This is a genomic window from Flavobacterium sp. UMI-01, assembly GCF_019656315.1.
GTDB lineage: Bacteria > Bacteroidota > Bacteroidia > Flavobacteriales > Flavobacteriaceae > Flavobacterium.
Map to the genome: position 1 here is coordinate 80,831 of NZ_BPLU01000026.1, position 24,939 is coordinate 105,769.

At 33.6% G+C, this 24,939-nt stretch carries 17 protein-coding genes; 6 read left to right on the forward strand and 11 right to left on the reverse strand.

Annotated features, from left to right (window positions below):
- Positions 1-3 precede the first annotated feature (3 nt).
- The 3 genes from K5R64_RS09965 to K5R64_RS09975 all read left to right on the forward strand — a co-directional run bounded on the left by K5R64_RS09965 (position 4) and on the right by K5R64_RS09975 (position 2,639).
- Complete coding sequence (locus K5R64_RS09965) at positions 4-498, forward strand: dihydrofolate reductase (protein ID WP_220763135.1); 495 nt, start codon at positions 4-6, stop codon at positions 496-498.
- A gap of 674 nt (positions 499-1,172) precedes the next feature.
- Positions 1,173-1,904 carry a bifunctional demethylmenaquinone methyltransferase/2-methoxy-6-polyprenyl-1,4-benzoquinol methylase UbiE gene (gene ubiE / locus K5R64_RS09970; RefSeq protein ID WP_220763138.1) on the forward strand — a complete coding sequence of 244 codons (732 nt, stop codon included), beginning with the start codon at positions 1,173-1,175 and terminating at the stop codon, positions 1,902-1,904.
- Positions 1,905-1,928: 24 nt separating this feature from the next.
- Positions 1,929-2,639: a porin family protein gene (locus K5R64_RS09975; RefSeq protein ID WP_220763140.1), complete on the forward strand. Its 711-nt coding sequence runs from the start codon at positions 1,929-1,931 to the stop codon at positions 2,637-2,639.
- Here the strand turns inward: K5R64_RS09975 and K5R64_RS09980 are convergent.
- On the reverse strand, positions 2,636-3,367 hold the full coding sequence (locus K5R64_RS09980; protein ID WP_220763141.1) for an RNA methyltransferase: 732 nt from the start codon (positions 3,365-3,367) through the stop codon (positions 2,636-2,638). The genes K5R64_RS09975 and K5R64_RS09980 overlap by 4 nt on opposite strands.
- A gap of 37 nt (positions 3,368-3,404) precedes the next feature.
- Between K5R64_RS09980 and K5R64_RS09985 the strand changes: the two genes are divergently transcribed.
- From K5R64_RS09985 to accD, 3 genes are all read left to right on the forward strand, one after another.
- On the forward strand, positions 3,405-5,960 hold the full coding sequence (locus K5R64_RS09985) for a BamA/TamA family outer membrane protein (RefSeq protein WP_220763142.1): 2,556 nt from the start codon (positions 3,405-3,407) through the stop codon (positions 5,958-5,960).
- Between the two features lie 65 nt (positions 5,961-6,025).
- Positions 6,026-7,093 carry a class II fructose-bisphosphate aldolase gene (fbaA, locus tag K5R64_RS09990; protein WP_220763143.1) on the forward strand — a complete coding sequence of 356 codons (1,068 nt, stop codon included), beginning with the start codon at positions 6,026-6,028 and terminating at the stop codon, positions 7,091-7,093.
- Positions 7,094-7,176: 83 nt separating this feature from the next.
- Positions 7,177-8,034 (forward strand): acetyl-CoA carboxylase, carboxyltransferase subunit beta, encoded by an 858-nt coding sequence (gene accD / locus K5R64_RS09995; RefSeq protein WP_220763144.1) that lies wholly within the window; start codon positions 7,177-7,179, stop codon positions 8,032-8,034.
- A gap of 207 nt (positions 8,035-8,241) precedes the next feature.
- Here the strand turns inward: accD and K5R64_RS10000 are convergent, their stop codons facing one another.
- From K5R64_RS10000 to K5R64_RS10045, 10 genes are all read right to left on the reverse strand, one after another.
- Positions 8,242-10,629, reverse strand: coding sequence for an AIPR family protein (locus tag K5R64_RS10000; protein ID WP_220763145.1), 2,388 nt, complete (start codon positions 10,627-10,629; stop codon positions 8,242-8,244).
- Positions 10,629-11,600, reverse strand: coding sequence for a PD-(D/E)XK motif protein (locus tag K5R64_RS10005; RefSeq protein WP_220763146.1), 972 nt, complete (start codon positions 11,598-11,600; stop codon positions 10,629-10,631). Before K5R64_RS10005 ends, K5R64_RS10000 begins: the two co-directional genes overlap by 1 nt.
- 2 nt (positions 11,601-11,602) lie before the next feature.
- Positions 11,603-14,437: a Z1 domain-containing protein gene (locus K5R64_RS10010; RefSeq protein WP_220763148.1), complete on the reverse strand. Its 2,835-nt coding sequence runs from the start codon at positions 14,435-14,437 to the stop codon at positions 11,603-11,605.
- Positions 14,434-15,903 carry an ATP-binding protein gene (locus K5R64_RS10015; RefSeq protein ID WP_220763150.1) on the reverse strand — a complete coding sequence of 490 codons (1,470 nt, stop codon included), beginning with the start codon at positions 15,901-15,903 and terminating at the stop codon, positions 14,434-14,436. Before K5R64_RS10015 ends, K5R64_RS10010 begins: the two co-directional genes overlap by 4 nt.
- Before the next feature lie 101 nt (positions 15,904-16,004).
- Positions 16,005-17,225 (reverse strand): DNA cytosine methyltransferase, encoded by a 1,221-nt coding sequence (locus tag K5R64_RS10020; protein ID WP_220763152.1) that lies wholly within the window; start codon positions 17,223-17,225, stop codon positions 16,005-16,007.
- Positions 17,215-17,436, reverse strand: coding sequence for a helix-turn-helix domain-containing protein (locus K5R64_RS10025; RefSeq protein ID WP_220763154.1), 222 nt, complete (start codon positions 17,434-17,436; stop codon positions 17,215-17,217). Before K5R64_RS10025 ends, K5R64_RS10020 begins: the two co-directional genes overlap by 11 nt.
- A gap of 335 nt (positions 17,437-17,771) precedes the next feature.
- Positions 17,772-19,865, reverse strand: coding sequence for a prolyl oligopeptidase family protein (locus K5R64_RS10030; RefSeq protein WP_220763157.1), 2,094 nt, complete (start codon positions 19,863-19,865; stop codon positions 17,772-17,774).
- 719 nt (positions 19,866-20,584) lie between these two features.
- Positions 20,585-22,801 (reverse strand): TonB-dependent receptor, encoded by a 2,217-nt coding sequence (locus K5R64_RS10035; protein ID WP_220763159.1) that lies wholly within the window; start codon positions 22,799-22,801, stop codon positions 20,585-20,587.
- A gap of 144 nt (positions 22,802-22,945) precedes the next feature.
- On the reverse strand, positions 22,946-23,299 hold the full coding sequence (locus K5R64_RS10040) for a hypothetical protein (RefSeq protein ID WP_220763161.1): 354 nt from the start codon (positions 23,297-23,299) through the stop codon (positions 22,946-22,948).
- A 496-nt stretch (positions 23,300-23,795) separates the two neighbouring features.
- A complete protein-coding gene (locus tag K5R64_RS10045) occupies positions 23,796-24,785 on the reverse strand; it encodes an aspartate-semialdehyde dehydrogenase (protein ID WP_220763163.1) in 990 nt (329 codons plus the stop codon).
- Positions 24,786-24,939 lie beyond the last annotated feature (154 nt).

The window sequence follows — 24,939 nt, forward strand, 5'->3', positions numbered from 1 at the left end:
CTCATGATAATAATGATTGCTGCTGCGGCAGAAAATAACGCTTTAGGGAAAGACAACGCCCTATTATGGCATTTACCCAATGATTTCAAACGTTTTAAATCCATCACGACAGGTCATCATATTATTATGGGACGAAAAACATTTGAAAGTTTCCCAAAACCACTCCCTAACCGAACCCACATCGTTATCAGCAGGCAAAAGGATTACAAACCCGAAGGTTGCCTCGTAGTAAACAGCCTCCAAGAAGCACTAGCAGCGTGTCCAAAAGAAGAAGACAGCTTTATCATAGGTGGTGGCGAAATTTACAAATTAGCACTACCCTATTCAGATAAAATAGAACTCACCAGAGTACACCATACTTTTGAAGCAGATGCATTTTTCCCTGAAATAGACTCGACTCAATGGCAACTTACAACCTCTGAATTTCATCCCAAAGACGAGAAACATCTTTTTGATTTCAGTTTTGAGACTTATGCTAAAATAGAAACACCTCAGTAAAACTGAGGTGCTCTATTTTTTCAACGATAAGGACTTTACTGTCTATTCCTGTAGCAGAATTTGACAACTTAATATAAAAATTACAAAGGTCAACATAGCTCCAGTGACGAAGATAATGACATTTGATGTTTTTTGAGAGTACATCTCAAAGTAGCCTTTAATACCAAATACCACGAAGGTACTAAAGACAAAGAAAATTAAAATTTCCAAAAACAAATTTAATCCTAAGAACGTATTTTGCGTTAATAACAAATTACTGTTTAATAAAACAGCACCGTCAAAACTAACCACAAGCACAAATGATATAATTAGCGCAAAAATTAACCACTTGATTTGACTTGTTAGTCCTTTAACTATCATTGAAAATAAATATTTACTATTTATAAAGTAAAATTCGGCAATATACCGCTGCTACACAATACCCACTTTTAGTGATATTTTAGGTTTTAGCAAAAACACAAGTTGCTAAAAATCAGACATTTAAATATTTTATATAAAAAAAGGTACAATTAAAAAAGTCGAATGTTTTGATTTTCAAGAGTTTCTCTTTTCGAAAACGAAATTTGATTTCTCTTTTCGTACCCATCAATAAGGAGGCAATTATCCCCCAAATTATAGACACGCAATCCAGTTCCAAAGAGATTGTATTATATTTGTGGAAAAATAAAGTTACAATGTCAAAAAACATCACTCCATATAAGGACTCCACATTAAGTAAAAAAGAACAAGTCGCAAAAATGTTTGATACCATCTCAGGAAATTACGACAACCTGAACCGCGTAATCTCATTTGGAATTGATGTAAAATGGCGCAAAAAAGTTTTGGCTATTGTATCGAAAGCAAAGCCAAAAACCATACTTGATATCGCAACTGGAACAGGAGACTTAGCTATTTTATTATCTCAAACCAAGGCCGAAAAAATCGTTGGCTTAGATATCTCTGCAGGAATGCTAGAAGTAGGTGAAAAGAAAATTGCTGCTAAAAAACTTTCCAAGACAATTGAAATGGTCTTGGGCGATTCAGAAAACATCCCTTTTCAAGACAACTTTTTTGACGCCATCACAGTAGCTTTTGGAGTTCGTAATTTTGAAAATTTAGAAAAAGGTTTAAGCGAAATACTACGTGTTTTAAAACCTAATGGGGTATTTGTAATTTTAGAAACTTCGGTCCCTGAGAAAACACCTTACAAACAAGGATATCATTTTTATACTAAAAACATTTTACCTCTTATTGGAAAATTGTTCTCAAAAGACAATGTTGCTTATGGATACTTATCGGAATCTGCTTCAAAATTCCCTTATGGTGAGGCCTTGAACAATATTTTGAGAAAAATTGGGTTTATAGACGTGAAGGCTATGCCTCAAACCCTTGGAGTAGCGACTATTTATGTGGCTTCCAAAAAATAATCTTGTATATATTCTAGCATTCTTATGAAAAAAACGGCATTCTCTCTGCTATTATTCTTGATATCGTTCAAAGGAATGACACAATCAGGAATGCGGATTTTTGGGAAAGACCCCATTATTCATTTAGAAAACTTCCAAAAACAACGGTTGTATTTTGGGTACTACCTTGGGTTTAATAGTTTTGACTTTAAATTCGATTACAAAGACCTGCAACCCACTGATATTGAAGTAAAAAAATCGACTGGTTTTAATGTGGGAGTAGTTGCTGATGTTAAATTACAAGAATACATCAATTTGCGTTTTGAACCCGGTTTGTATTATGCCAAAAGAGACTTGAGTTTTCCTGGATTCACGAATCAAGCAGACCGATTACGAGAGGTAAGCAGTACGTATATTCACTTCCCTTTGCTCTTAAAATTTTCTTCTCTTCGTACAGGAAATATTCGTCCCTTCTTAGTAGGAGGAATTTCATCAACGTTAAACTTATCTGGAAATTCAAAATCCAAAGACGACAATTACGAGCAAAAATTTAGAGTAAAACCATGGTCTTCTAACTACGAAATTGGTTTTGGTATCGATATTTTTTCAGAATACTTTATTTTTTCACCGTCTATCAGAGGACTTTTTGGAATTACTGACGATTTAATAAGAGACAACGACCCCAACAGCCCTTGGACAGGAAATATCGATTCGATGAAAAACAGAGCCATTTTAATTAACTTTACGTTCCATTAAAGCCCCGCCCTTCTAAATTCACTCAACACGATGGCTGTAGCTGTTGCCACATTTAAACTTTCAGTCATCTGTAAGTCCCCAAAACGAGGTATAGTTAGTCTTTGGGTTACAGCTTTTTCAATGGCCTTCGAAATTCCGTTCGCTTCATTTCCCATCACTACAATTCCATCCGCAGGCAATGGTTCTTTATAAATAGTATCCCCATCCATAAACGTTCCAAAAACAGCTTTTGGCGTTTGTAACAAATACTTTTCTAAGTCAATATAATTCACATTTACCCTTCCTATTGACCCCATTGTAGCTTGAACCACCTTTGGATTATAAATGTCAACTGTTTCATATGAACACAACAATTGTTTCACGCCAAACCAATCACACAAACGCAAGATTGTCCCCATATTACCAGGATCTCTCACGGCATCCAAAGCCAGAACCAAACCAGTATCATCGATGTCTTTTTCTTGAGGAATTTTGAACACAGCCAAACAGCTATTAGGAGTGACCAAAGCCGAAATTTTCTTCAAATCGACTTCTTGTATTAGTGTTTTTTTGGAAGAGTGAATCCCGTCAAAATCATTTCGGGTCGTGTACAAGTGAACCAATTCAAAATTAGAGCTAAGCAATTCTTGAACTCCTTTTGCGCCTTCGGCAAAAAACATTTGATGGGCTGCTCTATACTTTTTTTGTTGTAAACTAGTTATAAGTTTTATTTGGTTTTTACTAACCATAAAAATATGTACTTTTGAATTAAATATTTTAGGACACTTGAAAAAAATTTCAACAAAAATATCACTTATTATTCTAATTGGGATAATTATAGCCGCTTGTAATGCCGAAAAACGAGTTCCGGAGGGGAAGCACCTACTTACAAAAAACAAAATTATAGTAAATGGCAAACGTACCACCGAGGAAGATGTAACCAATCAGCTCTATCAAAAACCCAATGGAACCTTATTAGGCTATCGGTTGCGATTGAACTTATACAATTTAGCCAACCTAAATCCCGACTCGACTTACCAAGCTAAATTCATTGCCAATCCTAAAAAATACGAGCGCAAATCAAAATGGCTTTCAGCCAAACAAGTCAACCGATTAGGCACTTCTTTTTGGTACCACGGCATTCATGATTTCTTAAAAAAAACAGGGGAACCTCCTGTAATTATTGATACCATCAAATCACAAAAGTCGGTTGCGAGACTCAAATCCTATTATTTCAACAATGGTTTTTTTAAAATAAAAGCCGATTACCAACTCGACACTTTAACCCAAAAAAGAGGTCAAATCCGTTACGACATCTTCACAGGCAATCCCTATGTTTTGGACACCATAAAAGCTAGCATTTCGACACCCGTATTGGATTCGCTTTATCATGCATCTAAAAATCTTAGTTTTTTAAAATCAGGCAAACAATTTAGAACTGAAAATTTTGAAGACGAAAAAAACCGCCTTGCCACACTTTTTAGAAACAACGGAATATATCATTTCCAACCCACTTACATCAATTTTGACATTGATACCATTCAAAAAGGCGATAAGGCCAATGTAAACCTTATCATCAACAACTATTCGTATCAAGACCAAGACTCTACCAAGACCGAGCCTTTCAAAAGATTCAAAATCAGCGATGTGAATATCTATCCAGATTATACTGCAAACAATAACAACTTACCTATTAAAGACAGTACGAGTTATAAAAACTTCAATATTTACACTCACGAAAAATTAAAATACAAGCCCTACGCCATTACAGATGCTATCTTTATCAACAAAGGTGGCTATTTTGCCGATTACAAGACGGTATTAACGACTCGCTATTTGAGCAACTTAAAAGTCTTTAATTACCCAATTATTCAGTATGAAATTGACCGAAGAGACACCACCTTTAGCTCCTTGATTGCAAAAATTTATTTAACTCCCAGAAAAAAATACAGTTTTGGCGCTTCATTTGATGTCACCCACTCCAACATTCAGGATATTGGAATCGCCTTTAGTCCCTCATTATCGATACGCAACATTTTTAAAGGAGCCGAAACATTAGAAATTTCTGCCAGAGGCAACATAGGTTCTTCTAAGGATTTAGCAAACCCCAACAATCAATTTTTCAATGTATCCGAGTATGGTCTTGATTTAAAATTGAATTTCCCTCGTATCTTTTTGCCTTTTGGTACTGAAAAAATCATTCCTAAAAGCATGATTCCTTCCACCTTAATTGCAACGGGATTTTCAAGACAAAAAAACATTGGACTAGACAAAGAAAATTTTACTGGAGCTTTTACCTATAATTGGACTCCAAAAAGAAACAACACGGCCCGTTTTGATTTATTCAACGCTCAGTTTATTCGGAATTTAAACACCGAAAATTATTTCAACGTATATAGTTCGTCCTATAATGCATTGAACAACATTGCAAAAACCTACAACAACAATACAGCCTACGTAAATGAGGCAGGCGATTTAAAGATTGAAGAAGGAACAGCGGGCTTTACCTCCGATGTCTTAGCCGGAACTACTGCGCTCACAGAAACAGACGAAGATTACAAAAGCGTGAAAAGTATTGAAGAAAGAAGAGTGCGACTTACTGAAAATGACTTTGTACTTTCTACCAGTTTTACCTTTTCAAAAACAACCAAAACAGACCTTCAGGACAATACCTTTTATTTGTTTAAAACTAAAATTGAATCGGCGGGTTCTTTATTATCGGTCATTTCAAGAGCGGCCAAACTTCCTTATAATTCCAATGGCAATTATGAAATCTTCAACCTTGAATATTCTGAATACATAAAAACCGAATTTGACTACATCAAGCATTGGGATTTAACCAAGGAAAAGGTTTTGGCAGTGCGAAGTTTCTTTGGAATCGCCATTCCTTTTGGCAATGCCGACTACATTCCTTTTTCCCGAAGTTATTTTGCGGGAGGTTCCAATGACAACAGAGCTTGGCAACCTTATAGCTTAGGACCAGGGAGCAGTGGTGCTACAAATGATTTTAATGAGGCCAACATGAAAATTGCGCTGAGTGCCGAATTCCGATTCAAAATTTTAGGCGACCTAAAAGGGGCATTATTTGCTGATGCAGGAAACATTTGGAATGTCTTAGACCGTGAAAAAGACGAAAAATACATTTTTAAAAACTGGAATAACTTAAAAGACATGGCATTAGGAACAGGAATTGGACTACGATACGATTTAAACTTCTTTATTGTGCGTTTTGATTTTGGATTTAAAACCTATAATCCGGCTAAGGAAATAGGGGAAAAATGGTTTAAAGAACTTACTTTTTCGAAGTCGGTATTAAATTTTGGTATAAATTACCCGTTCTAATCCTATTTAATTCTTATTTTTGCTGACTAAAAACTAAAAACTAGGAATAACTAAAAACAATTAAAATGGCACACAACATTAAACCAGGCGTAGCTACAGGAGATCAAGTTCAAGAAATTTTCAACTATGCAAAAGAAAAAGGATTTGCTCTTCCAGCAGTAAACGTAACTGGTTCAAGCACAATCAACGGAGTACTTGAAACAGCAGCAAAATTAAATGCTCCTGTTATCATTCAATTCTCTAACGGAGGTGCACAATTCAATGCAGGTAAAGGATTATCAAACGCAGGTGAAAAAGCGGCAATTGCTGGTGCAATTGCTGGTGCAAAACACATCCACACACTTGCTGAGGCGTATGGTGCTACTGTAATTTTACATACAGACCACTGTGCAAAAAAATTATTGCCTTGGATTGACGGGTTATTGGATGCTTCTGAAGCACATTTTGCTGCTACAGGAAAACCCTTATTTAGCTCACACATGATTGATTTATCAGAAGAGCCAATCGAAGAAAACATCGAAATCTGTAAAGAATACCTAGCTCGTATGAGCAAAATGGGGATGACATTAGAAATTGAATTGGGAATCACGGGTGGTGAAGAAGACGGAGTGGACAATTCAGATGTGGATAGCTCTAAATTATATACACAACCAGAAGAAGTAGCTTATGCTTACGAGGAATTATCAAAAGTAAGTCCTAAATTTACAGTAGCAGCAGCTTTTGGAAACGTACACGGGGTGTACAAACCAGGTAACGTAAAATTGACACCAAAAATCCTTAAAAATTCTCAAGAATACATTCAAGCGAAATACAACACAGAGGCAAACCCAATTGATTTTGTTTTCCACGGTGGTTCAGGTTCTACAATTGAAGAAATCAGAGAAGCAATTGGATATGGTGTTATCAAAATGAACATTGATACTGACTTGCAATTTGCTTACACAGAAGGTATTCGTGATTATATGACCAAAAATATTGAGTATTTGAGAACTCAAATTGGTAACCCAGAGGGTGACGATGTGCCTAACAAAAAATACTACGACCCAAGAAAATGGGTACGTGAGAGTGAAGTAACATTCAACACAAGATTAGAACAAGCATTTGCTGACTTAAACAACGTAAATACTTTATAAATTTAGGATTAAGGATTTTGGAATTGAAGATTTTTAACTCCTAATTCCAAAATCCTAATTATCAAAATTCAAAATTCGAAATTATGGCTTGGTTTAAACGACAAGAAAAAGGAATCACTACTGCTACCCAAGACAAAATGGATGTTCCAAAAGGGCTATGGTACAAATCTCCTACTGGAAAAATCATTGATGCAGACGAACTAGAACGCAATTTATTTGTAAGTCCAGAAGATGGTTTCCATGTGAGAATAGGTAGTGCCACTTATTTTGAAATCTTGTTTGACAATAATGAGTTTATTGAATTGGACAAAGACTTAACTTCAAAGGACACCTTAAATTTTGTGGACACAAAGAAGTATTCTGACCGTCTAAAACAAGTTACTGAAAAAACCAAACTTAAAGATGCTGTACGCACAGGTGTAGGAAAATCAAAAGGAAAAGATTTGGTCATCTGTTGTATGGATTTTGCCTTTATTGGTGGCTCTATGGGAGCTGTTGTAGGGGAAAAAATTGCTCGAGGAATTGATTATGCAATCAAACACCGTTTGCCTTTCTTGATGATTTCAAAATCAGGAGGAGCGCGTATGATGGAAGCCGCCTATTCGTTAATGCAATTGGCCAAAACATCTGTTAAATTAGCACAATTAGCCGATGCTAAATTGCCTTACATTTCTTTATGTACAGACCCAACCACTGGTGGAACTACTGCTTCTTACGCCATGTTAGGAGATATCAATATCGCTGAGCCAGGCGCCTTAATTGGTTTTGCGGGCCCACGTGTGGTAAGAGACACCACAGGTAAAGACTTACCAGAAGGATTTCAAACCGCTGAGTTTTTATTAGAACACGGTTTCCTAGACTTTATCAGCGCTAGAAAAGAATTAAAAGACAAAATCAACTTGTATCTTGATTTGATTCAAAACAACGAAATTAGACCTTAAAAATTTCGAATCAATACAGTAGCCCCAAGTAGTGGATCACTATTTGGGGCTTTTTTATGGCAAAAACAATCCGTAATCGAGGTTGTAATTCCCTCAACAAGCCATCAGCTGACAAGCCCGTATTCCAAGACTAGTTGCGTTATGGTGATTATAAAAGTGGTAGTGAGGAATGGTTGGGGATGGATTAATATTATAGATATTATAGAATTAAAATTCCAATCCATATTTCTTTAATTTCTTTAATGATTTTAGTGCGTTTATTATATTAACTTCTTTTATAATTTCATTTTTTGAAATAGATTTTTGTACTGATTTTAAATTTAAAAGTTCAAGGTTGTCAAATATTTTAGTTTGTTCACCGAGATCAAATATTTTAGACCAATCACTTTTTGAAATTAACTTTAATCTATCATATATTGCTTTAACATCGACAACAGCAACTTCAATTTCGTTCGATAATGATTTAATTATATCAATGTTTACATTATTTTCTTCGATGTGTGAAAGAATTTTTTTTCCAATTGAAATATCTCTGCTATTAAGATTTTTTGCTTTTTTTATTTTATTAGCTATTTCCCAAGTATCAGTTGTAAAATCTTTTAATTCCTCAATGTTAATAGACCATTTAGAAACACCATCCCAAAATTTATTCCCAAAGCTTAAAATAGTATTGATACTCATCAAATTATTTTCCGATTTGTTACCAACTTCTTCTGTTTCAATTTCTCTTGCTAAAACTAAATCGCTTGTTATGAAGCAATCAGAATATTGTGTAAAATCGATTTTATAACTTTCTTCCTTTAATAACTTCCAACTTGATTCTCTTTTTGCATATTCGGAGATAAGTGAGTTATTTGAAGAACTAACCATATGCTGATAAACAAAAACTATTAATTTTTGCAGTTCATTACTTAGTCTTGTGTCTATTCTTTGCTCTTCATAAATTTTCCACAAATCAAGCCTATTTTCGGTTAAAAAGTGAAAATAAGATACTGTATAAGCAACTGTGAACGATTTTAAATTGGTATCTCCAATTGCATCAATATTTTTTCTACCAAAAAGTTTATCAACCGTTTTAAAAAGAATTGCATTAGCTATTAACTTTTTATAAAAATTCTCTCCAGGAAATTTGTTTTTCTTTACTAATTCATTAATTTTTTTTGTGTAATGAATAAAATTTTTCTGTGCTCCTTGTGAAACATAATGAGGCTCTAATTCCCAAAGATTTATATATTTAGCTATTTCAGATTTAACAAATTTCTGATTGGTCGGGTTTTGTTCTTTGAATTTTCTTTGTTGAACTGGAGTGGCTAATTTGTTCAAAGACTCCTTATATTGACCATTAACACGCTCAAAATACCACAAAGTTGATTTATTTCTATTGTCTGGATCAATAACATATTTTTTTCTAGATAACGATTCAATTTGAACAAAATAGGGGTTGTTAGAAGATAAATCTAATTCGGATACTTTGTTTTGACTATTTGCATACCTAGCAATATTTGGAACTTCAATGTTTTTTTGTTCTACATCTTTAATAACAGTTAATTTCATTTGAACAAAAACATTACTTAAATCGGTATCTTTAAACTTCTTTTGAGTATGGAATAATGATGCTGTTGTTTGACCTCCATTTACAATCTGAAAATCTAATAGTTTAGTTAAGTAAAGCTGATTTTCATTTATTATTGTCTCTACATTTTCAGCGGTCGCAGTTATACCATTATTATATGGTAAAAACATTTGAGGTTTTTCTCTTATTGTATCTCTAATACCTTTGTTGAATTTACCTGTTTGACCTAAGAATGCCCTAACATTACTTTCTAATAATTCATTTGAATATTCTTTGTACAGTTTTGCTAGAACTTCGCCAGGAAGAATTGCTAAATAGCATTCATACAACTCATTGATGTCAGGCATTTTTAAACATTGAATTCCATGTTGACCATTAGAAATTAAGGTTTTAAAATCAATTTCTATTGGCTCTCTATTACTTGATGATTCACTTAATTTATAAAACCTTGGAATATCCCAAACATGGATAAATACATCTAAATCTTCATATCCTTTTATTGAAACTTTTTCTAATTCATAATTTGAATTACCGTTTATCAAGAAAAAAATATTTATTCTGTCGAAGTTTGTTTTTTGTTTAACTATAATTTTTAAAAGTTGATTTAGTTCTGTTTGAGCTGGATCTACATAGTCTATATGACCTTTGAGAGCCGCATTTATAAATTTTTTAATTTGGTTAATACTTTTATCAAAATCAATTTTTTGAATATTATAATCATATGAATTATGATTATAATAGGTTATGAATAAATCTAAGGTTTCAAAATAAACTTTATTGGAATCATCTTTAAACTCATCTTTTAGACAATATCCATTTATTTTCCAATCAATTCTTCCTTGAGAATCTGGATTAATATAAGACAATACCCTAGCACCTTCTGACTTACCAATACTATCAAGTATCTCAATACAATATTCTGTAAATTTATCTTCAAAACTTGCTCCTTCACCATCTGAATATACCAATGCTGCTACATCTGACTGAATAGCTTCAATATAATTTTTTAATCCTCTTTCCATTATTTTATTAATTCAAGAATTGATTCATTATTAACTAAAAATTGTTCTATAGCTGATAATTCAATGTTGTATTTTGTATCAAATAAACCAATTGGCAAATCTGAGGTTACTAGTTTTGGAAAATCATTAGAAACTTCATAAAAATTTCTTTTTCTAAAAGCATATTGACGATTGTAATTTTCAAAATCTTCAACAAAATAACCAACCAATAAAAGTCTTTCGTTGAAAAACTTTAAGGCGTTTTGATTGTTATTAATCTTCGTTCTGATTTGTTCAATGATAGAATTTAATGAAAACCCTTTATCTTTAACTTCTTCAACTACATATAATACTAAATATAGTTTAGTTAAATTTTCATTATCTAATTGCCTTTCGCTTGAAATTTTAACTTTTGGAACTTTTGATGAAGTCAACTTTACTTCAATACCAAATGAACCAAAACGAAAGTCTTTATCGTTAAAATCTGGACCTGTCCAACTTTCTAATAGCTTATCAATCGAATATTCTTCATCTAATAATGAATTAAAAAACAGCAATTCTCCAATTAATCCCTTTTGTTTTTCAACAGTGAGACCTTGAAAATTTATCTTATCAAAAAGTTTTTTCCATTTTAAAATAACATTAGAAGTTTCAATTAACGCTTCATTTTCTGTAACACTTTTAGAAATTTCCTCAACAATATTTTCTATAAACAAGCTAAAAATTTCTTTAAGCTGATTGTCTAAAAGATAAATATGTAATTCTTTTGATTCTTCAAATTCAAATATTTCAATAAATAATCCTTTAAATTTAAAATTCTTAAATTCAGGGATTTTAGCATTTTTTGACGCTTCGAATATGTACAAATGATTTCCAGTCAAATGATTTGTTGCGGCAAAACATATGAAAGGTTTTACATGTTCAAGACGTGTCTTTATAATAATTTCGTCAGTAGGAACATGACTTTCCCATATAGATTTAATTCTAACCATGATTATTCATCTTCGTTAATTAAATCATCATCTTCTTGAATTTCATCTTCAAAACCGTTATTTATTGTGGCAGTATATGATACTTTTTGTTCATTCTCAATTATAGGAAAATGAAGGCTATATCCAATGATTGGTTTATCATTTTTTACATTTGGTGTTCCACGTTCATCTAAGGCGTAAATTAATAATAAACCTTTCTTTTCTTTTGCTCTTTGTTTTTTAATTTCTTTACTAGAAGTATTGCTTTTTATTAATAAATCTACTTGTCTATCCTTTAAGTCATCAATTTGATTTTTAGCAATCAAATAGAATTCGCTTCCTCTTGTGTTTTTTGGTTGATTACGAATGCTGCACCCAAGAGTTATTGATTCTTCATTATAAACCAAATTATAACTTTTTAAATCATCTCTAGGTATTCTAGAATTGTCTGGGTTTTCTTCATAACGATTAATAAATACTTTTTGATCAGTGTTTGAAACAATACAAATACTCCATTCATTTATCTTTCCGTTTTTTTCTTGTTTTTTTATATAATCGCTTAAAGTTGAATTTTTTATACTTGGCTGTTCAATTTTATATGCATCAATAAAATCACAAATTGCATCAATGTTTTGTTTAGGATAAAATAAATATCTTATGTTTCCTTTATTTGTTTCGATTCTATTTTCTTTATGTGGAAAACCACATGATGAAATTAATGATTTTAAAGCATTAAAATTATTTTCAATTGCTGATTTCGTTTTCAATAATTGATAGGTTTGCGGATTTGTACCAGAAAAGGAAATTTCAATTTTTTCAGAAAAATTTAATTTAGCTAAACTTGTTATTGTTAATAACCCATGATGATTTCTTACTTTGAGCTTGAAATCCTTTGGTTTTTGCAAAGCTGCTGTCATTTCATCAAAATCATCACGCATTTCTTCTGTTGCCATTGTGATATGATTGAACCATTCAAAAATTTGTTCTGTTGTATAAAGTCTACATAAATCAACATAACCCGGACGGTAACCAAACCAACGCCCCATTTGCATCAGTGAATCATACATTTTTGTAGTTCTTAAATAATAACTTATAGATAATCCTTCCAAAGTAATTCCTCTCGATAATCTGCTTCCTCCTACTGCAATAACAGATAAACCATTATCGTATCTACTATAATCAATTTCTTCAATATTGTGATACTCTAAATTGGTGGTAGAACGAGTTCCATGTACAGAACGGACTTGAATTTTAGAAGCCGCCTTTTTCAATTCTTTTTTTACTACTTCCCAAGAATGAGCTTTGATTCGTATGTCTGTATAATCTAAATTTTCTAAAACATTTCCTGTTGTTGGTAAAAAATCGGATTCATACAAATGCTCCAAATCAATCAATAAAGATTCATCATTACCATCGATTGCATTTTTATATTCTCGGATTTTATCATTAACTAAATAAGCAACTCTATCTATCCATTTTACCAATAAAGCAACATGAATCAACATAGAATTATGTTTCTTTTCGTGACCTCGAACTCTTCTGATTGCACAAGTCAGAATGAATGATTTTATAGCTTTCTCTAAACTTTTAGGCAAATATTCTGGTAAGTCTTCTTTGTTAAATTTATTAATTGTTTTAAAAAAAGGAGGATCGAAATCATCAATTGCTCGAAAAATGTCTAACGGTTCATTTTCTGTTCCATTTGGATTTTCAAAACCAAATATTTTTGCCGCACCAACATAATTAGTAGGAGCTTTTATGTTGATTATAAAATCTCTCGGGAATAAATCTTCACCAATTTTATATTCTTTATTTTTTACAATTGTCGTTAAATCTTCATTGTGATCTTGTGAAATAAATAAGTTGGCATAAGGAGTTGCTGTGTAACCAATAAATGTATTTTGATTAAAAATATTAAGTAAAGTTCTAATCAATTTATTAATTGTCTTAACGTCATTGATGTCTTTTGCTGTGTTTACCGAAGCTGCATCCGCTTCATCATCAATTATCAAAGCAGGAACATCAAACAATTTCGGTGTACCATTTATGGTTTGAATGTTTTCATTTTTTGAAAACCAATCGATTAAATTTTCAAGGATACTTTTATTTTTTTTTATAACAAAAACAACAGGATTTTTCCCAATAGGAATATTTAAGCGATTAGCAACAGATTGGCTAAAATCACCTTCATCTCCACTTTTATAATATGAAGAAGTAAGAGAATATATATCAGTTTCTACTTTTAATTTTCCAACACCTATAAGTCTGTTTTCATTTTCTAGGATAAAAGCAGAACTACTTCTTCCGATAAATCCTGCATCAATTCTTTCTTGAGTTTGCCTTCTTAATGAACTTATTGTTCCAGCAATAACAATAATTACTTTATAACCTGCGTCTGTTGCTTTGTTTATTAGTCCAACGTAATTGGATGTTTTCCCAGATTGAACGTGTCCGACAACCATTCCTCGTCTATCCCAAGATTTTTTATCTTTTGGATTTACACATTTATCTAAAATTTTATCTGTAAAATCATCTAAATCATTCACGGGAAATGATGGATCATTTTGAGACATAAACATTTTATATCTATTCCATAATTCAAAATTTATATTGCTTTTTTCTTCACTCAACCAAGGATCAATATCATCAGACATTACTGTTATTTCTCCTTTTCCAATACCACATTCAGATCTAATTACTTCAAATAATTCTTTTAAATCAACAGCATTAAACTCTGGTGCAGAAACAATTTTTTCTTTTATTATTTTAAGAATAACGTCATCAGTCATTTCTTCTTTAGATAACATATTTAGAAATGCATAACAGACCAATTTAGCAGTTTGATTTAAATCGTTCATATTAGATAGTCATTAATTAATGGAAAAAGATTGAATGGTGTAGAATTCATTATTTGCTGTTTTGCTAAATTTTCTGGCACCCCTTGGATGGTATAAATTTTATATAACTCTACTGCTAACTGAATTAAATCATCACTAGGAATTTCAGGAATGTTTTCTAGCTCATGAAAAGATGGATCCTCATTTTGATTGTATAAAATTAGTTCTAACGGAATATTTTCTTCAATAAGTTTTAAAGCTTTTGAAAAAAGTTTGTTTTCTTTTTCAGAATCAAGCAATTGTTTTATAATTGGATGCTTCTTATTTATTTTATATTTTTTTATCCCTTCTCTGTTTGTTTCATCTTTCCACAAACTCTCAAAAGACTGCCTGTTAAAATCAGAGGAAACCGTTTTTTGCCCTCTCCAATTATATATTTTAGCCGATTTCATAACTGCCATTTTAGCAATTCTAGCTAATTCTTTCCTTATCTCTATTGGTGGTGTGGCAGTTGATTTTTTTATATCAAGATTCCAATCAAAATCGTTAGCATTAGGAAAGTTGATTGCAATTCTAGCTAATTTTGAATATTCTCTCTTTTTTTCGATACCTAACCAGTCACCCGAAACAAGCAATCTATCTCCCCGATAGATATAAAAACCTTGTTGTTGATACCATCCTAATGGTCCACCTGATTTTTCATAATCTTCATTGCTAATTTTCGACATGTGAGGTAAAATAAAGTAAGTCACTTCTACATTATTTATAAGTACCTCTAATTGCCCCATTTCAGGCTTAGGAGTAAGATTTAAAAGAAATGGATTCCATGGATCAATCTCATAAGTATTTATAAAAAGTTTGATTTTTTTACTTTCAATAAAACGATGAAAAACTAAACTCAAATGATCTCTAACATTTGCCATCTCTTGATAAAAAGCTTTATTAACTGCTTCATTTTCAATTTCGGAATCACCTACAATTCTATCTAAAGATTCCCAAATAATTAAGCTCCCATTATTTAGACTATTTACTTTATCAATATAAGATTGATCTGAAACATAGTCTAGCAAAGTCCATTCTTCTTCTTGGTTTATAAAATCTATATCCCAGCAACGCTTTATTGTAGAAAACCCTCTTTTTTTTGTGACAACAGTTAGTCGTTTACATTGAGAAAAGGAAGCTGTTTTTAAACCCATTCCAAATCTTCCCAGATCCTTTTCATCACGTAATGCTTCTGGATCTTTACTACCTGGAGTCATGGCAATAATTAAGTCCTCTAAATTCATTCCTTCGCCATTATCTAGAATTGAAATGACTGAGTTCTTCCCTTTCCATATATAATCAACCATAATAATATCTGCTTTTGCTGAAATACTATTATCGATTATATCGGCAATTGCTGTTGAAAGATTGTATCCAAAACTACGATAAGAGTTAATTGTAGATTTTGGATTAGGTTTGGCATTTTCAGCCTTGAATTCATGCATACTCACATAGTTAATACAGATGTAACTTTACTTCACATCCCCGTTGATTAATTATCATTTTAATTGTGGTATTTATTAATAATGTAATTCAAGAAAAAATGCTATATCATTTCTTTAATCTTTTTAGCAATTGAACTTGCCATTAAAGGTGGTACAGCATTTCCAATTTGCTTAAACGCAGCTGAGCGTGAACCTTCAAAGAAAAAATCATCAGGAAATGATTGTAGTCTTGCAGCTTCTCTTACCGAAATAGAGCGACATTGTTTTTCATCTGGATGTATATAATAATGCCCATCCTTTGCAATGTGCGCTACAACTGTATGTGAAACCCCATTACCGTCAACTACTTTGTAGCGGTCAGTAAAAGATGTTTCATTTTTATGTGTTTTGAGGTGGTCTGGCAAATCTGGATATTTTAATCTTTCTTTCCCTTTATTCCATTTATCAATTGCAGTTTTATATATTTCTAAATCTCTTAAATTATGAGGTCTCGAAATATGCTGAGTCACAAAATCGACACCATTTCGTAATTCAAATTTCTCCAAATATTCATTTTTTTTCTCAGTATATTTTGCGATTTTTGAACCTTCACCAGGCTTTAACATTGGTAAATCTTCAAACGCATCATTTACTGTGTACTTCTTTAAAATTTTTTGAAATTCTGGAAACCCAAAATCTTTTTCTTTTTTCCAACCTACAATAATGATTCTTTTTCGAGCTTGTAATACACCAAAATCATCCGCACTCAAAGTTTCATGATATACTTCATAACCAATACGTCTGAAATAAGCCTTAAGATTTTTAAAATGTTGACCTTTATTTGCACTCAACAATCCGGGTACATTTTCGAACACAAACGCTTTTGGCTTGAATTCCTTTAAAAACCTCCCATATTGAATATATAATTTATTCCTAGGATCATTTTCAATATTCTCTTGATGTCTTCCAAGAAGTGAATATGCTTGACATGGAGGACCGCCAATTATTACATCAATCTTTTTTCCTGATTTTTTAATTGTTTTAAAAAGTTCAGAAATAGTATCATCATTAATTTCAACATTTAAAACAGAACTAAGAATCCAATCTGGAATTTCTTTGTATAATTCACTCTGCGGAATCTCTCCTTTAATGTATTTATAATAACTTTCAAGACTACCTTTTCCTTTTAAATAATGATAAGCTGATCTTGTCTTTATTGTCATACATGCTTCCGGATTCATTTCTATATGACATATGGGATTGAAGCCTTCTTTAATAAACCCCTCAGACATACCAGATGCACCTGCAAACAAATCAATAAAATTTAATTCTTTATTTTTCATTCTCAAAAAAGTACTCTATTGGTTTTTTATAATAGTTTGCTAAAACAAAAAGTTTTGCTGCGCTGATGCTCTTAACACCATTTTCAATCTTAGACAAATTGCTTTGATTGATAATTTTATCTTGTTGCACTTTTATTTGTGTATAACCCATTTCTTCACGAGCTTTTACTAGCTTATGTGAAATATGCTTATTAATTTTTTTTTCATTCATAGAATTTATTTTCAATATTCCACAATACAATATTCTTACATTAATACCAGTATTCCATATTGGAATAATAAGTATTACCCTACCTTTAAAGCGTGAGATTTAAACACAAAAAAAACCGTCACTTGAGGCTTTAGCCGAACTGGCTGAAAGCAATCTCAACGATTAACGGTTTGATAATTATTATGAAAAAGGGATTTTCTCGATAGCCCTGATGGGAGCGGCATCCCACGCCTTTTTTTGGCGTGGATACAGCGGACAGCAGGACGAGACGGGGTTGTGAAATGAGTGGTTATGCTCCTGAAATAAATTCAGGATACATTCTTATTCGTATTTGGTTAATTTGACGGTGTGATTCCCATGTTATAGAGAGTAAACGCTTGCACATCGACATTTTCCTCGATGGTCGCTTTTAGTGATTTTCCTGCTCCGTGGCCTGCTTTGACATCAATGCGGATGAACATGGGGTTAGGTCCTGTATTTTTTTCTTGTAGGGTGGCGGCAAATTTAAAACTGTGAGCCGGAACGACTCTGTCATCGTGGTCGCCTGTGGTTATTAAAGTCGCTGGATAGGCCACGCCATTCTGGACGTTGTGTACAGGCGAATAGCCTTTGAGGTACTCAAACATGGTTTTGCTGTCTTGGGCGGTACCATAATCGTAGGCCCAGCCTGCACCTGCTGTAAACGTATGGTAGCGCAACATGTCGAGCACTCCCACGGCTGGTAAAGCTACCTTTGCAAGATTGGGTCGTTGGGTCATTACCGCACCTACTAACAAGCCTCCATTGGAACCGCCTTTTATCGCTAAATAGTCCGAAGTCGTGTATTTTTGGTCTATCAAATACTGGGCAGCAGCAATAAAATCATCAAAGACGTTTTGTTTTTGGAGTTGGGTTCCGGCTTCATGCCATTTTTTGCCGTACTCGCCTCCTCCTCTCAAATTAGCGACGGCATAAACGCCTCCGTTTTCCATCCAAACCGCATTAGGGATGCTAAAATTAGGCGTCAAACTGATATTGAAACCACCATAGCCGTATAGAATAGTCGGGTTTTTCCCGTTGAGTGCCATTCCTTTTTTATGGGTTATCATCATCGGGATTTTGGTTCCGTCCTTGGAGGTATAAAACACCTGATGGGTTTCGTAGTCCTCGGATTTGAATTTAGCCTTTGATTTTCTGTACAGCTTCGAATTGCCTATCTCAACATCCAATTTATAAATCGTAGGTGCTGTTGTATAATTGGTAAAGGTGTAATACAGCTCTTTTTCTTTTTTCTTAGCCGAAAACCCAGAGGCAGTACCTAAATCAGGTAAGGCTATTGTTCGTATTTTCGTTCCTTGGGTGTTGTACTGTTCTACTACTGAAACCGCATCTTTCATATAGTGTGCAAAAAAATATCCCCCTCCTGTGCCAATGTTCAATACATTTTCGGTTTCTGGGATAACCACTTTCCAGTTTTTCCGACTTGGATTTTTCATTGAGACACTTAGAATACGTTTATTGGGCGCTTGCCAATCGGTTTCTAAAAATAGCGTATCGCCTTGATTATCGATGACATTCACATCATTTTCAAAATTACCAACGAGCGTTATAATCGCGCTGTCTTTTTGTGTCAAATCCAGAATATAGAGTTCGTTTCCGTAAGTAGCATTCGCTGCTGTGATTACCAAATAGTGGTCGTCTTCGGTCACATTACCTCCTACATAGCGGCGTTTTTGGCTTTCGCCAAAGATGACCTTATCTTCTTTTTGTTTTGTTCCAATAGCATGAAAATACAGTTTATGTTGGTCGGTTTTGGCCGATAATTCGCTTCCGTTTGGTTTTTCATAACTGGAATAATAAAACCCCTTGTTGCCTACCCATGAAAGCCCACTAAACTTCACATCAATCAAGGTTTCGTCTATTGATTGTTTGGTAATGGCATTGATAATTATCACTTTGCGCCAGTCGCTTCCTCCCTCCGAAATGGAATAGGCAAGCAGTGAACCGTCTTTGGAAAAACTAATTTCCCCCAAAGAAGTGGAACCGTCTGTAGAAAAAGTATTGGGGTCTAGGAAAATTTCTTCTTGTCCATTCTCTTTTTTTCGCCATAAGACCGATTGATTTTGGAGTCCATTATTTCTAAAATAGTACACAAAATCACCTTCTTTGAAAGGCGCACTTTCTTTTTCATAATTCCACAAAGCCTCCATGCGGGTTTTAATTTTATCTCGAAACGGGATTTTTTGCAAATAGTCCAAAATGAGTTCGTTTTGCGCTTTTACCCAGGCAGTAGTTTCAGGCGAACGGTCGTCTTCGAGCCAACGGTAAGGGTCTGGGACTGAAGTATCAAAATAGGTGTCGATTACGGTTCCTTTTTGGGTTTTTGGGTATTGGAAGTTGTTTTGTCCCAAAGTAGTGATTGTTGTCATTAATAGAATAATTTTTTTCATGAGTTGGATTGTAGGCTAAACAAAAATAAGAAAAACAGAATCTTTATTCATTTACGAATGGTGCAATTCTTTTTTTTGGAACACGGATTTTAGAAATTAGAGAAATAAAAAAAATAATTGCTTAGTGGAAAATAGTACATTGATAAAACGGATTGACTAATACCTAAACAGATAAAAAACAGATTTTATATTTGGCTAAAAAACCGTGTGCCTTTGCAGTAAAATAATAAGCACGCAGATTAGGCAGATAAGCGCAGATTTTTTTAATTTTTAAATAAAAAACCATTGAGAAATCAAGTTTATTAAGTTTTTACACTTAACTTTCCTTAATCCCTTAATGGTTCAAAAACTCATATAACTTATTTTTTAAAATAAGTCAAAGCTTATATGTACTTACATTTCTTAAATCCGTTGGATGAAATTAATCAGATTCATTTAAAAATGGCAATTCGAATTTAAATCTAAAGTTATTTATACTTAACATATCCGTCTAATCTGAGCCTGCCCTGAGCTTATCAAAGGGTCGAATACCTCATAATAGGTTACATTTCGATAAGCTCAATGTGACAAGTAGGTTTAATGAACTATTAAATTCATTTCACCCAACGGGTTGCTATTATTTATATGTTTTAAAAATAAACCCAAAACTTAAATGCCCTTGTATTTCTTATAGTGTTTAAAAAACAAAAAACTCAAATGACTTTTATATTTCAAATAAATTACAACTCAAAGTTTAGCCCCAGAACGATGTTTCTTCCCATATTAGCAATTCCATCGGTTTTTAAACGAGAAAGATGGGCGATATAGGTTTTATTGAGAAGATTATTTCCGTTCAAATTAAGGTTGAATACCGTTTTACCCAACGTGATTTTTCCACCGAAACCAAAATTCACTAAACTATACCCACCTGTTCGGGTTTCAAAACCACTTACGTTATTTTGAGTAAACGTCGCGTTCCAACTCAATGCAGCAAATCCTTCACGCAACCAATCGCCAATTTTAAATTCGGTTCGAATGGTATTATTCCAATTGTTCGCTGGAATCAAAGGCAAATAATCATCTCCAGTTCCTTGAGATTGTTTTTTTCCTGTTACTGTTTCAAAACTAGACTCCAAATGCAACCAGTCCAAAGGGTGTGGATGCAAGTGAATCCCAATCTCTCCACCATATAATTTAGCATCTTCCTGAACGTATTCAAACACCGCATTGTCTTCTTGTACCGCACCAGTTGGCGCTGTAAAAATGTAATTATTGATATGATTGTAGAAACCGTTGACAAAAAATTCAAAATGGGTATTTTTGTATTCTAAGTTCAAATCGGTTTGAACGTTTTGCTCATTTTTCAAATTGGCATTCCCTATTTCGTACCGATTTGTCCCTTCATGCACTCCATTAGAAGTCAATTCGGCCAAATTTGGCGCTCTAAAACCTGAGGCCAAATTTAATCTCAAAATCAAATTGGATGTTACATCTGTTTTGTAGCCCAAAGAAGCATTGAAACTATCAAAAGATTGATCGATAGCTTTAAAATAGCCTTCTTCCCCTTCTTCCCCATGTTCTTCTGTCGTAATTTTTCGGTTGTCAAAACGCAAACCTCCCTGAATCACATTTGACTTCCATTGGTAATTAGCCGTTCCAAACACCCCAAAATCATTAGTCTTAGCATCTGGAATCAGGAGTTCTTCTCCAAAATTAGCATTGGTTTGATACATTCCTTGAATCCCAAAAATCGATTCCATATTCCCGATTTTAGGCAAATGGTATTTGGCATTGTAATTAAACGTCTTCAATTTCATTTGTAAAATAGCTTCTGGACTGTCTTCAAATTCATTTCGGTCATTGCCAATGTAACCCAAATCAACATCTAGTTTGGAATTCCCTAAATAAACCACTGAGTTCAAACTCAACAAATGATTATCGACACCTTGGCGCGGATAATCCGTAGTTTTTGTTTTCGTTTGCTCCCCTATTTCCTCAGGTAATCCTAAATCAAGACGGTTAAAATTGTACCTCAACACAGTAGAGAAATTTGAATTGCTGTACCCAATTCCCGTTTTAAAATCAGTTTCATTAAAGCGTGTATTGGTCACACGATCTCCGTCAGGAATGCTGTAATCCGAATGCGTGGCATAACTCCCTCTGGCTAAAAATTTCCAATTTTCCGTCGCGGTATTGATACCCAGCGAAGTACTTGAACCTAAAGTATTCGAGAATAGTTTTTGGCTGAAATTAGTTTTGAATGCATGTGCATCAGCAAATTTTTCAGGGTTAAAATACAATACCCCTCCCAGTGCATCTGAACCGTACAACAATGAAGCTGGCCCTTTGATAACCTCCACACTTTCTACCCCAGCATCATTGAGACCCAATCCGTGTTCGTCCCCAAATTGCTGATTTTCGATGCGAACACCTTGAGAATACACTAACACACGATTGCCACTCAAGCCTCGAATAACTGGCTTTCCAATACCCGTTCCCGTGGATACTTGCGAAACTCCAGGAATGGTAGCCAAGCCTTCGATTAAAGTTGCCGTTCCTTTTGTTTGTAAGGACTGAATACTTTCGTGGGAAACTTTCATTACGTTTTGAGACTGCATCTTATTAAAAGCAGTGGACACAATCACCTCATCCATTTCGAATAAGGCTTCGTCCATGACCACCTGAATATTTTCTTCATTATTGACAAGTTTCACCGTTTTGTTTTGGGTGCCAAAACCTACTAGAACAAAACGTATTTTTATATCGCCTTTTGGTAAATTTGAAAAGGAAAACAATCCGTTTTCATTAGTAGTTGTTCCTTTGTGTAATTCGGATATGTACACTGAAACACCCGCAAGAGGTTGTTTTTGATTGTTGGTTACCGTACCAGACAATCGTTGTTGAGCTTGCAAAAAAGCACTTAGCCCTAAAAACAGGACCACCATATATTTTTTCATTTTTTACAGTACATTAGAAAGGCCTACAAGCCTTTTCGTTTATAATAAAAATACTTGCTAATCGGAAATTTTTCCGAAACAGCATCAACAGCCGAACACAGAAATGAAGTAGAACTTAACATCTGAGTGCAACATGGGTAGTTTTTAAAAAATACTGTAAATAGGGGGACCACGAAGGGAATACAAACTCCCTGGGAAAGAAATTACTTTTTCGATAAGTATCGAAAAAAATGGAATTAAGGTATAGTCAATGTAAAAATGATAGTGCGCAATCGCAGTCACTACATACTGGCCGAAGGAAAAATGACACACTTTACAGGGTTCAGCCTTGTAATGATGGTGGGTAAATTGGCCTTTATTACCGTCATTTTCATGATGACAATATGCTTGTACTTCCTGCTCGGAATGATGCACATAGGCATGAAATGATTGCACCAGTATTGACAACAACACGGTCAATCCAAGAGAAAAAGCGATGATGATGGATTTCTTTTTCATGCGGTGCAAAGGTAGGAAAACAAAAAAGAATTTTCACCTTGTTGGGGTTAACATCTATTTTTTTTAAACCATATAAGACATATAAGAACAACCCGTTGGGTGAAATTAATCAGATTCATTTAAAAATGGCAATTCTAATTTAAATCTAACGTTATTTATACCTAACATGTCAGTCTGAGTTGAGCCTGCTCTGAGCTAATCGAAGGGTCGAAGACCTCATATAGGATACATTTCGACAAGCTTAATGTGACAATAGGTATAAAATTAACCATTAACTTAATTTCACCCAACGGGTTAAGAACAATTAAGATATGCTTTGAGGGAAAATTGATTAAACATATAAGTCATATAAGTTTTTACAAAAAATAAAAAACCATTAAGAAATTAAGTTTATTAAGCACTGCACTTAACTTTTCTTAATCCCTTAATGGTTCAAAATTTCTGTTTTCTAAAACTTATAAGGTATATCTGTTTTAAAAACTATGTTTAAAATAGCTTACACTAATTTAGCTGCGATTAAATACTCAGCGATTTGAATCGTGTTTGTAGCCGCTCCTTTTCTCAAGTTATCCGCTACAATCCACATGTTTAAAGTATTGTCTTGGCTTTCGTCACGACGAATACGTCCTACGAAAACTTCGTTTTTACCTTCAGCGTATTTTGGCATTGGGTAAGTGAAGGTATCCAAGTTATCTTGTACTACCACACCGTCAGTTTGACTTAAAATAGTACGTACTTCATTTACATCAAAATCATTTGAAAACTCAATATTTACAGCCTCACTGTGTCCACCAACAACTGGTACACGTACAGCAGTAGCCGTTACTTTTACGCTATCATCACCTAAGATTTTTTTGGTTTCTTTTACCAATTTCATCTCTTCTTTAGTGTATCCGTTATCTTCAAAAACATCACACTGAGGAATACAGTTGCGGTTGATTTCGTATTTGTACACCATATCCCCTTTTACACCAGCTACTTCATTTTCGAACTGTTGTACTGCTTTTACTCCTGTTCCTGTAATCGACTGGTAAGTAGAAACAATCACACGTTTGATATTGTATTTTTTATGCAATGGAGCCAAAGCCAATACCATTTGGATAGTAGAGCAATTTGGGTTAGCAATGATTTTATCTGCTGCAGTCAATTCAGATGCGTTGATTTCAGGAACCACTAATTTTTTAGTAGGGTCCATTCTCCAAGCTGAAGAATTGTCGATAACCGTAGTTCCTGCTTCAGCAAATTTAGGAGCCCACTCTAATGACGTTCCTCCACCTGCTGAGAACAAAGCGATATCCGCCTTCATATCAACAGCTGTTTGTAAACCAACCACTTTGTATTTTGCTCCTTTGAATTCAATTTCTTTACCCACAGATTTCTCTGAAGCCACAGGAATCAATTCTGTTACTGGAAAATTTCTTTCAGCTAAAACTTTTAACATGATCTCGCCCACCATTCCGGTAGCTCCTACTACTGCTATTCTCATTGTATATTTTTAATTATAATTAAATTTTTATTTTTTTGAACTGCAAAAGTAAGTAATATCTATTTCAAAACAAGGAGACTAACAAAAAATAACAAACTGTTAAATATATAACATTTTGTAATTATTAAAAAGTTTCCAAAAAGAAAAACCGCCT

Excerpts from the sequence above, each read along its gene's own strand:
- K5R64_RS10025 (WP_220763154.1), bottom strand. The coding sequence starts at position 17,436 with ATGAATGAAAAAAAAATTAATAAGCATATTTCACATAAGCTAGTAAAA.
- K5R64_RS09975 (WP_220763140.1), top strand. The coding sequence starts at position 1,929 with ATGAAAAAAACGGCATTCTCTCTGCTATTATTCTTGATATCGTTCAAA.
- K5R64_RS10000 (WP_220763145.1), bottom strand. The coding sequence starts at position 10,629 with ATGGAAAGAGGATTAAAAAATTATATTGAAGCTATTCAGTCAGATGTA.
- K5R64_RS10020 (WP_220763152.1), bottom strand. The coding sequence starts at position 17,225 with ATGAAAAATAAAGAATTAAATTTTATTGATTTGTTTGCAGGTGCATCT.
- ubiE (WP_220763138.1), top strand. The coding sequence starts at position 1,173 with ATGTCAAAAAACATCACTCCATATAAGGACTCCACATTAAGTAAAAAA.
- K5R64_RS10010 (WP_220763148.1), bottom strand. The coding sequence starts at position 14,437 with ATGAACGATTTAAATCAAACTGCTAAATTGGTCTGTTATGCATTTCTA.
- fbaA (WP_220763143.1), top strand. The coding sequence starts at position 6,026 with ATGGCACACAACATTAAACCAGGCGTAGCTACAGGAGATCAAGTTCAA.
- K5R64_RS10030 (WP_220763157.1), bottom strand. The coding sequence starts at position 19,865 with ATGAAAAAAATTATTCTATTAATGACAACAATCACTACTTTGGGACAA.
- K5R64_RS10040 (WP_220763161.1), bottom strand. The coding sequence starts at position 23,299 with ATGAAAAAGAAATCCATCATCATCGCTTTTTCTCTTGGATTGACCGTG.
- K5R64_RS10035 (WP_220763159.1), bottom strand. The coding sequence starts at position 22,801 with ATGAAAAAATATATGGTGGTCCTGTTTTTAGGGCTAAGTGCTTTTTTG.
- K5R64_RS09965 (WP_220763135.1), top strand. The coding sequence starts at position 4 with ATGATAATAATGATTGCTGCTGCGGCAGAAAATAACGCTTTAGGGAAA.
- accD (WP_220763144.1), top strand. The coding sequence starts at position 7,177 with ATGGCTTGGTTTAAACGACAAGAAAAAGGAATCACTACTGCTACCCAA.
- K5R64_RS09980 (WP_220763141.1), bottom strand. The coding sequence starts at position 3,367 with ATGGTTAGTAAAAACCAAATAAAACTTATAACTAGTTTACAACAAAAA.
- K5R64_RS10045 (WP_220763163.1), bottom strand. The coding sequence starts at position 24,785 with ATGAGAATAGCAGTAGTAGGAGCTACCGGAATGGTGGGCGAGATCATG.
- K5R64_RS10005 (WP_220763146.1), bottom strand. The coding sequence starts at position 11,600 with ATGGTTAGAATTAAATCTATATGGGAAAGTCATGTTCCTACTGACGAA.
- K5R64_RS10015 (WP_220763150.1), bottom strand. The coding sequence starts at position 15,903 with ATGCATGAATTCAAGGCTGAAAATGCCAAACCTAATCCAAAATCTACA.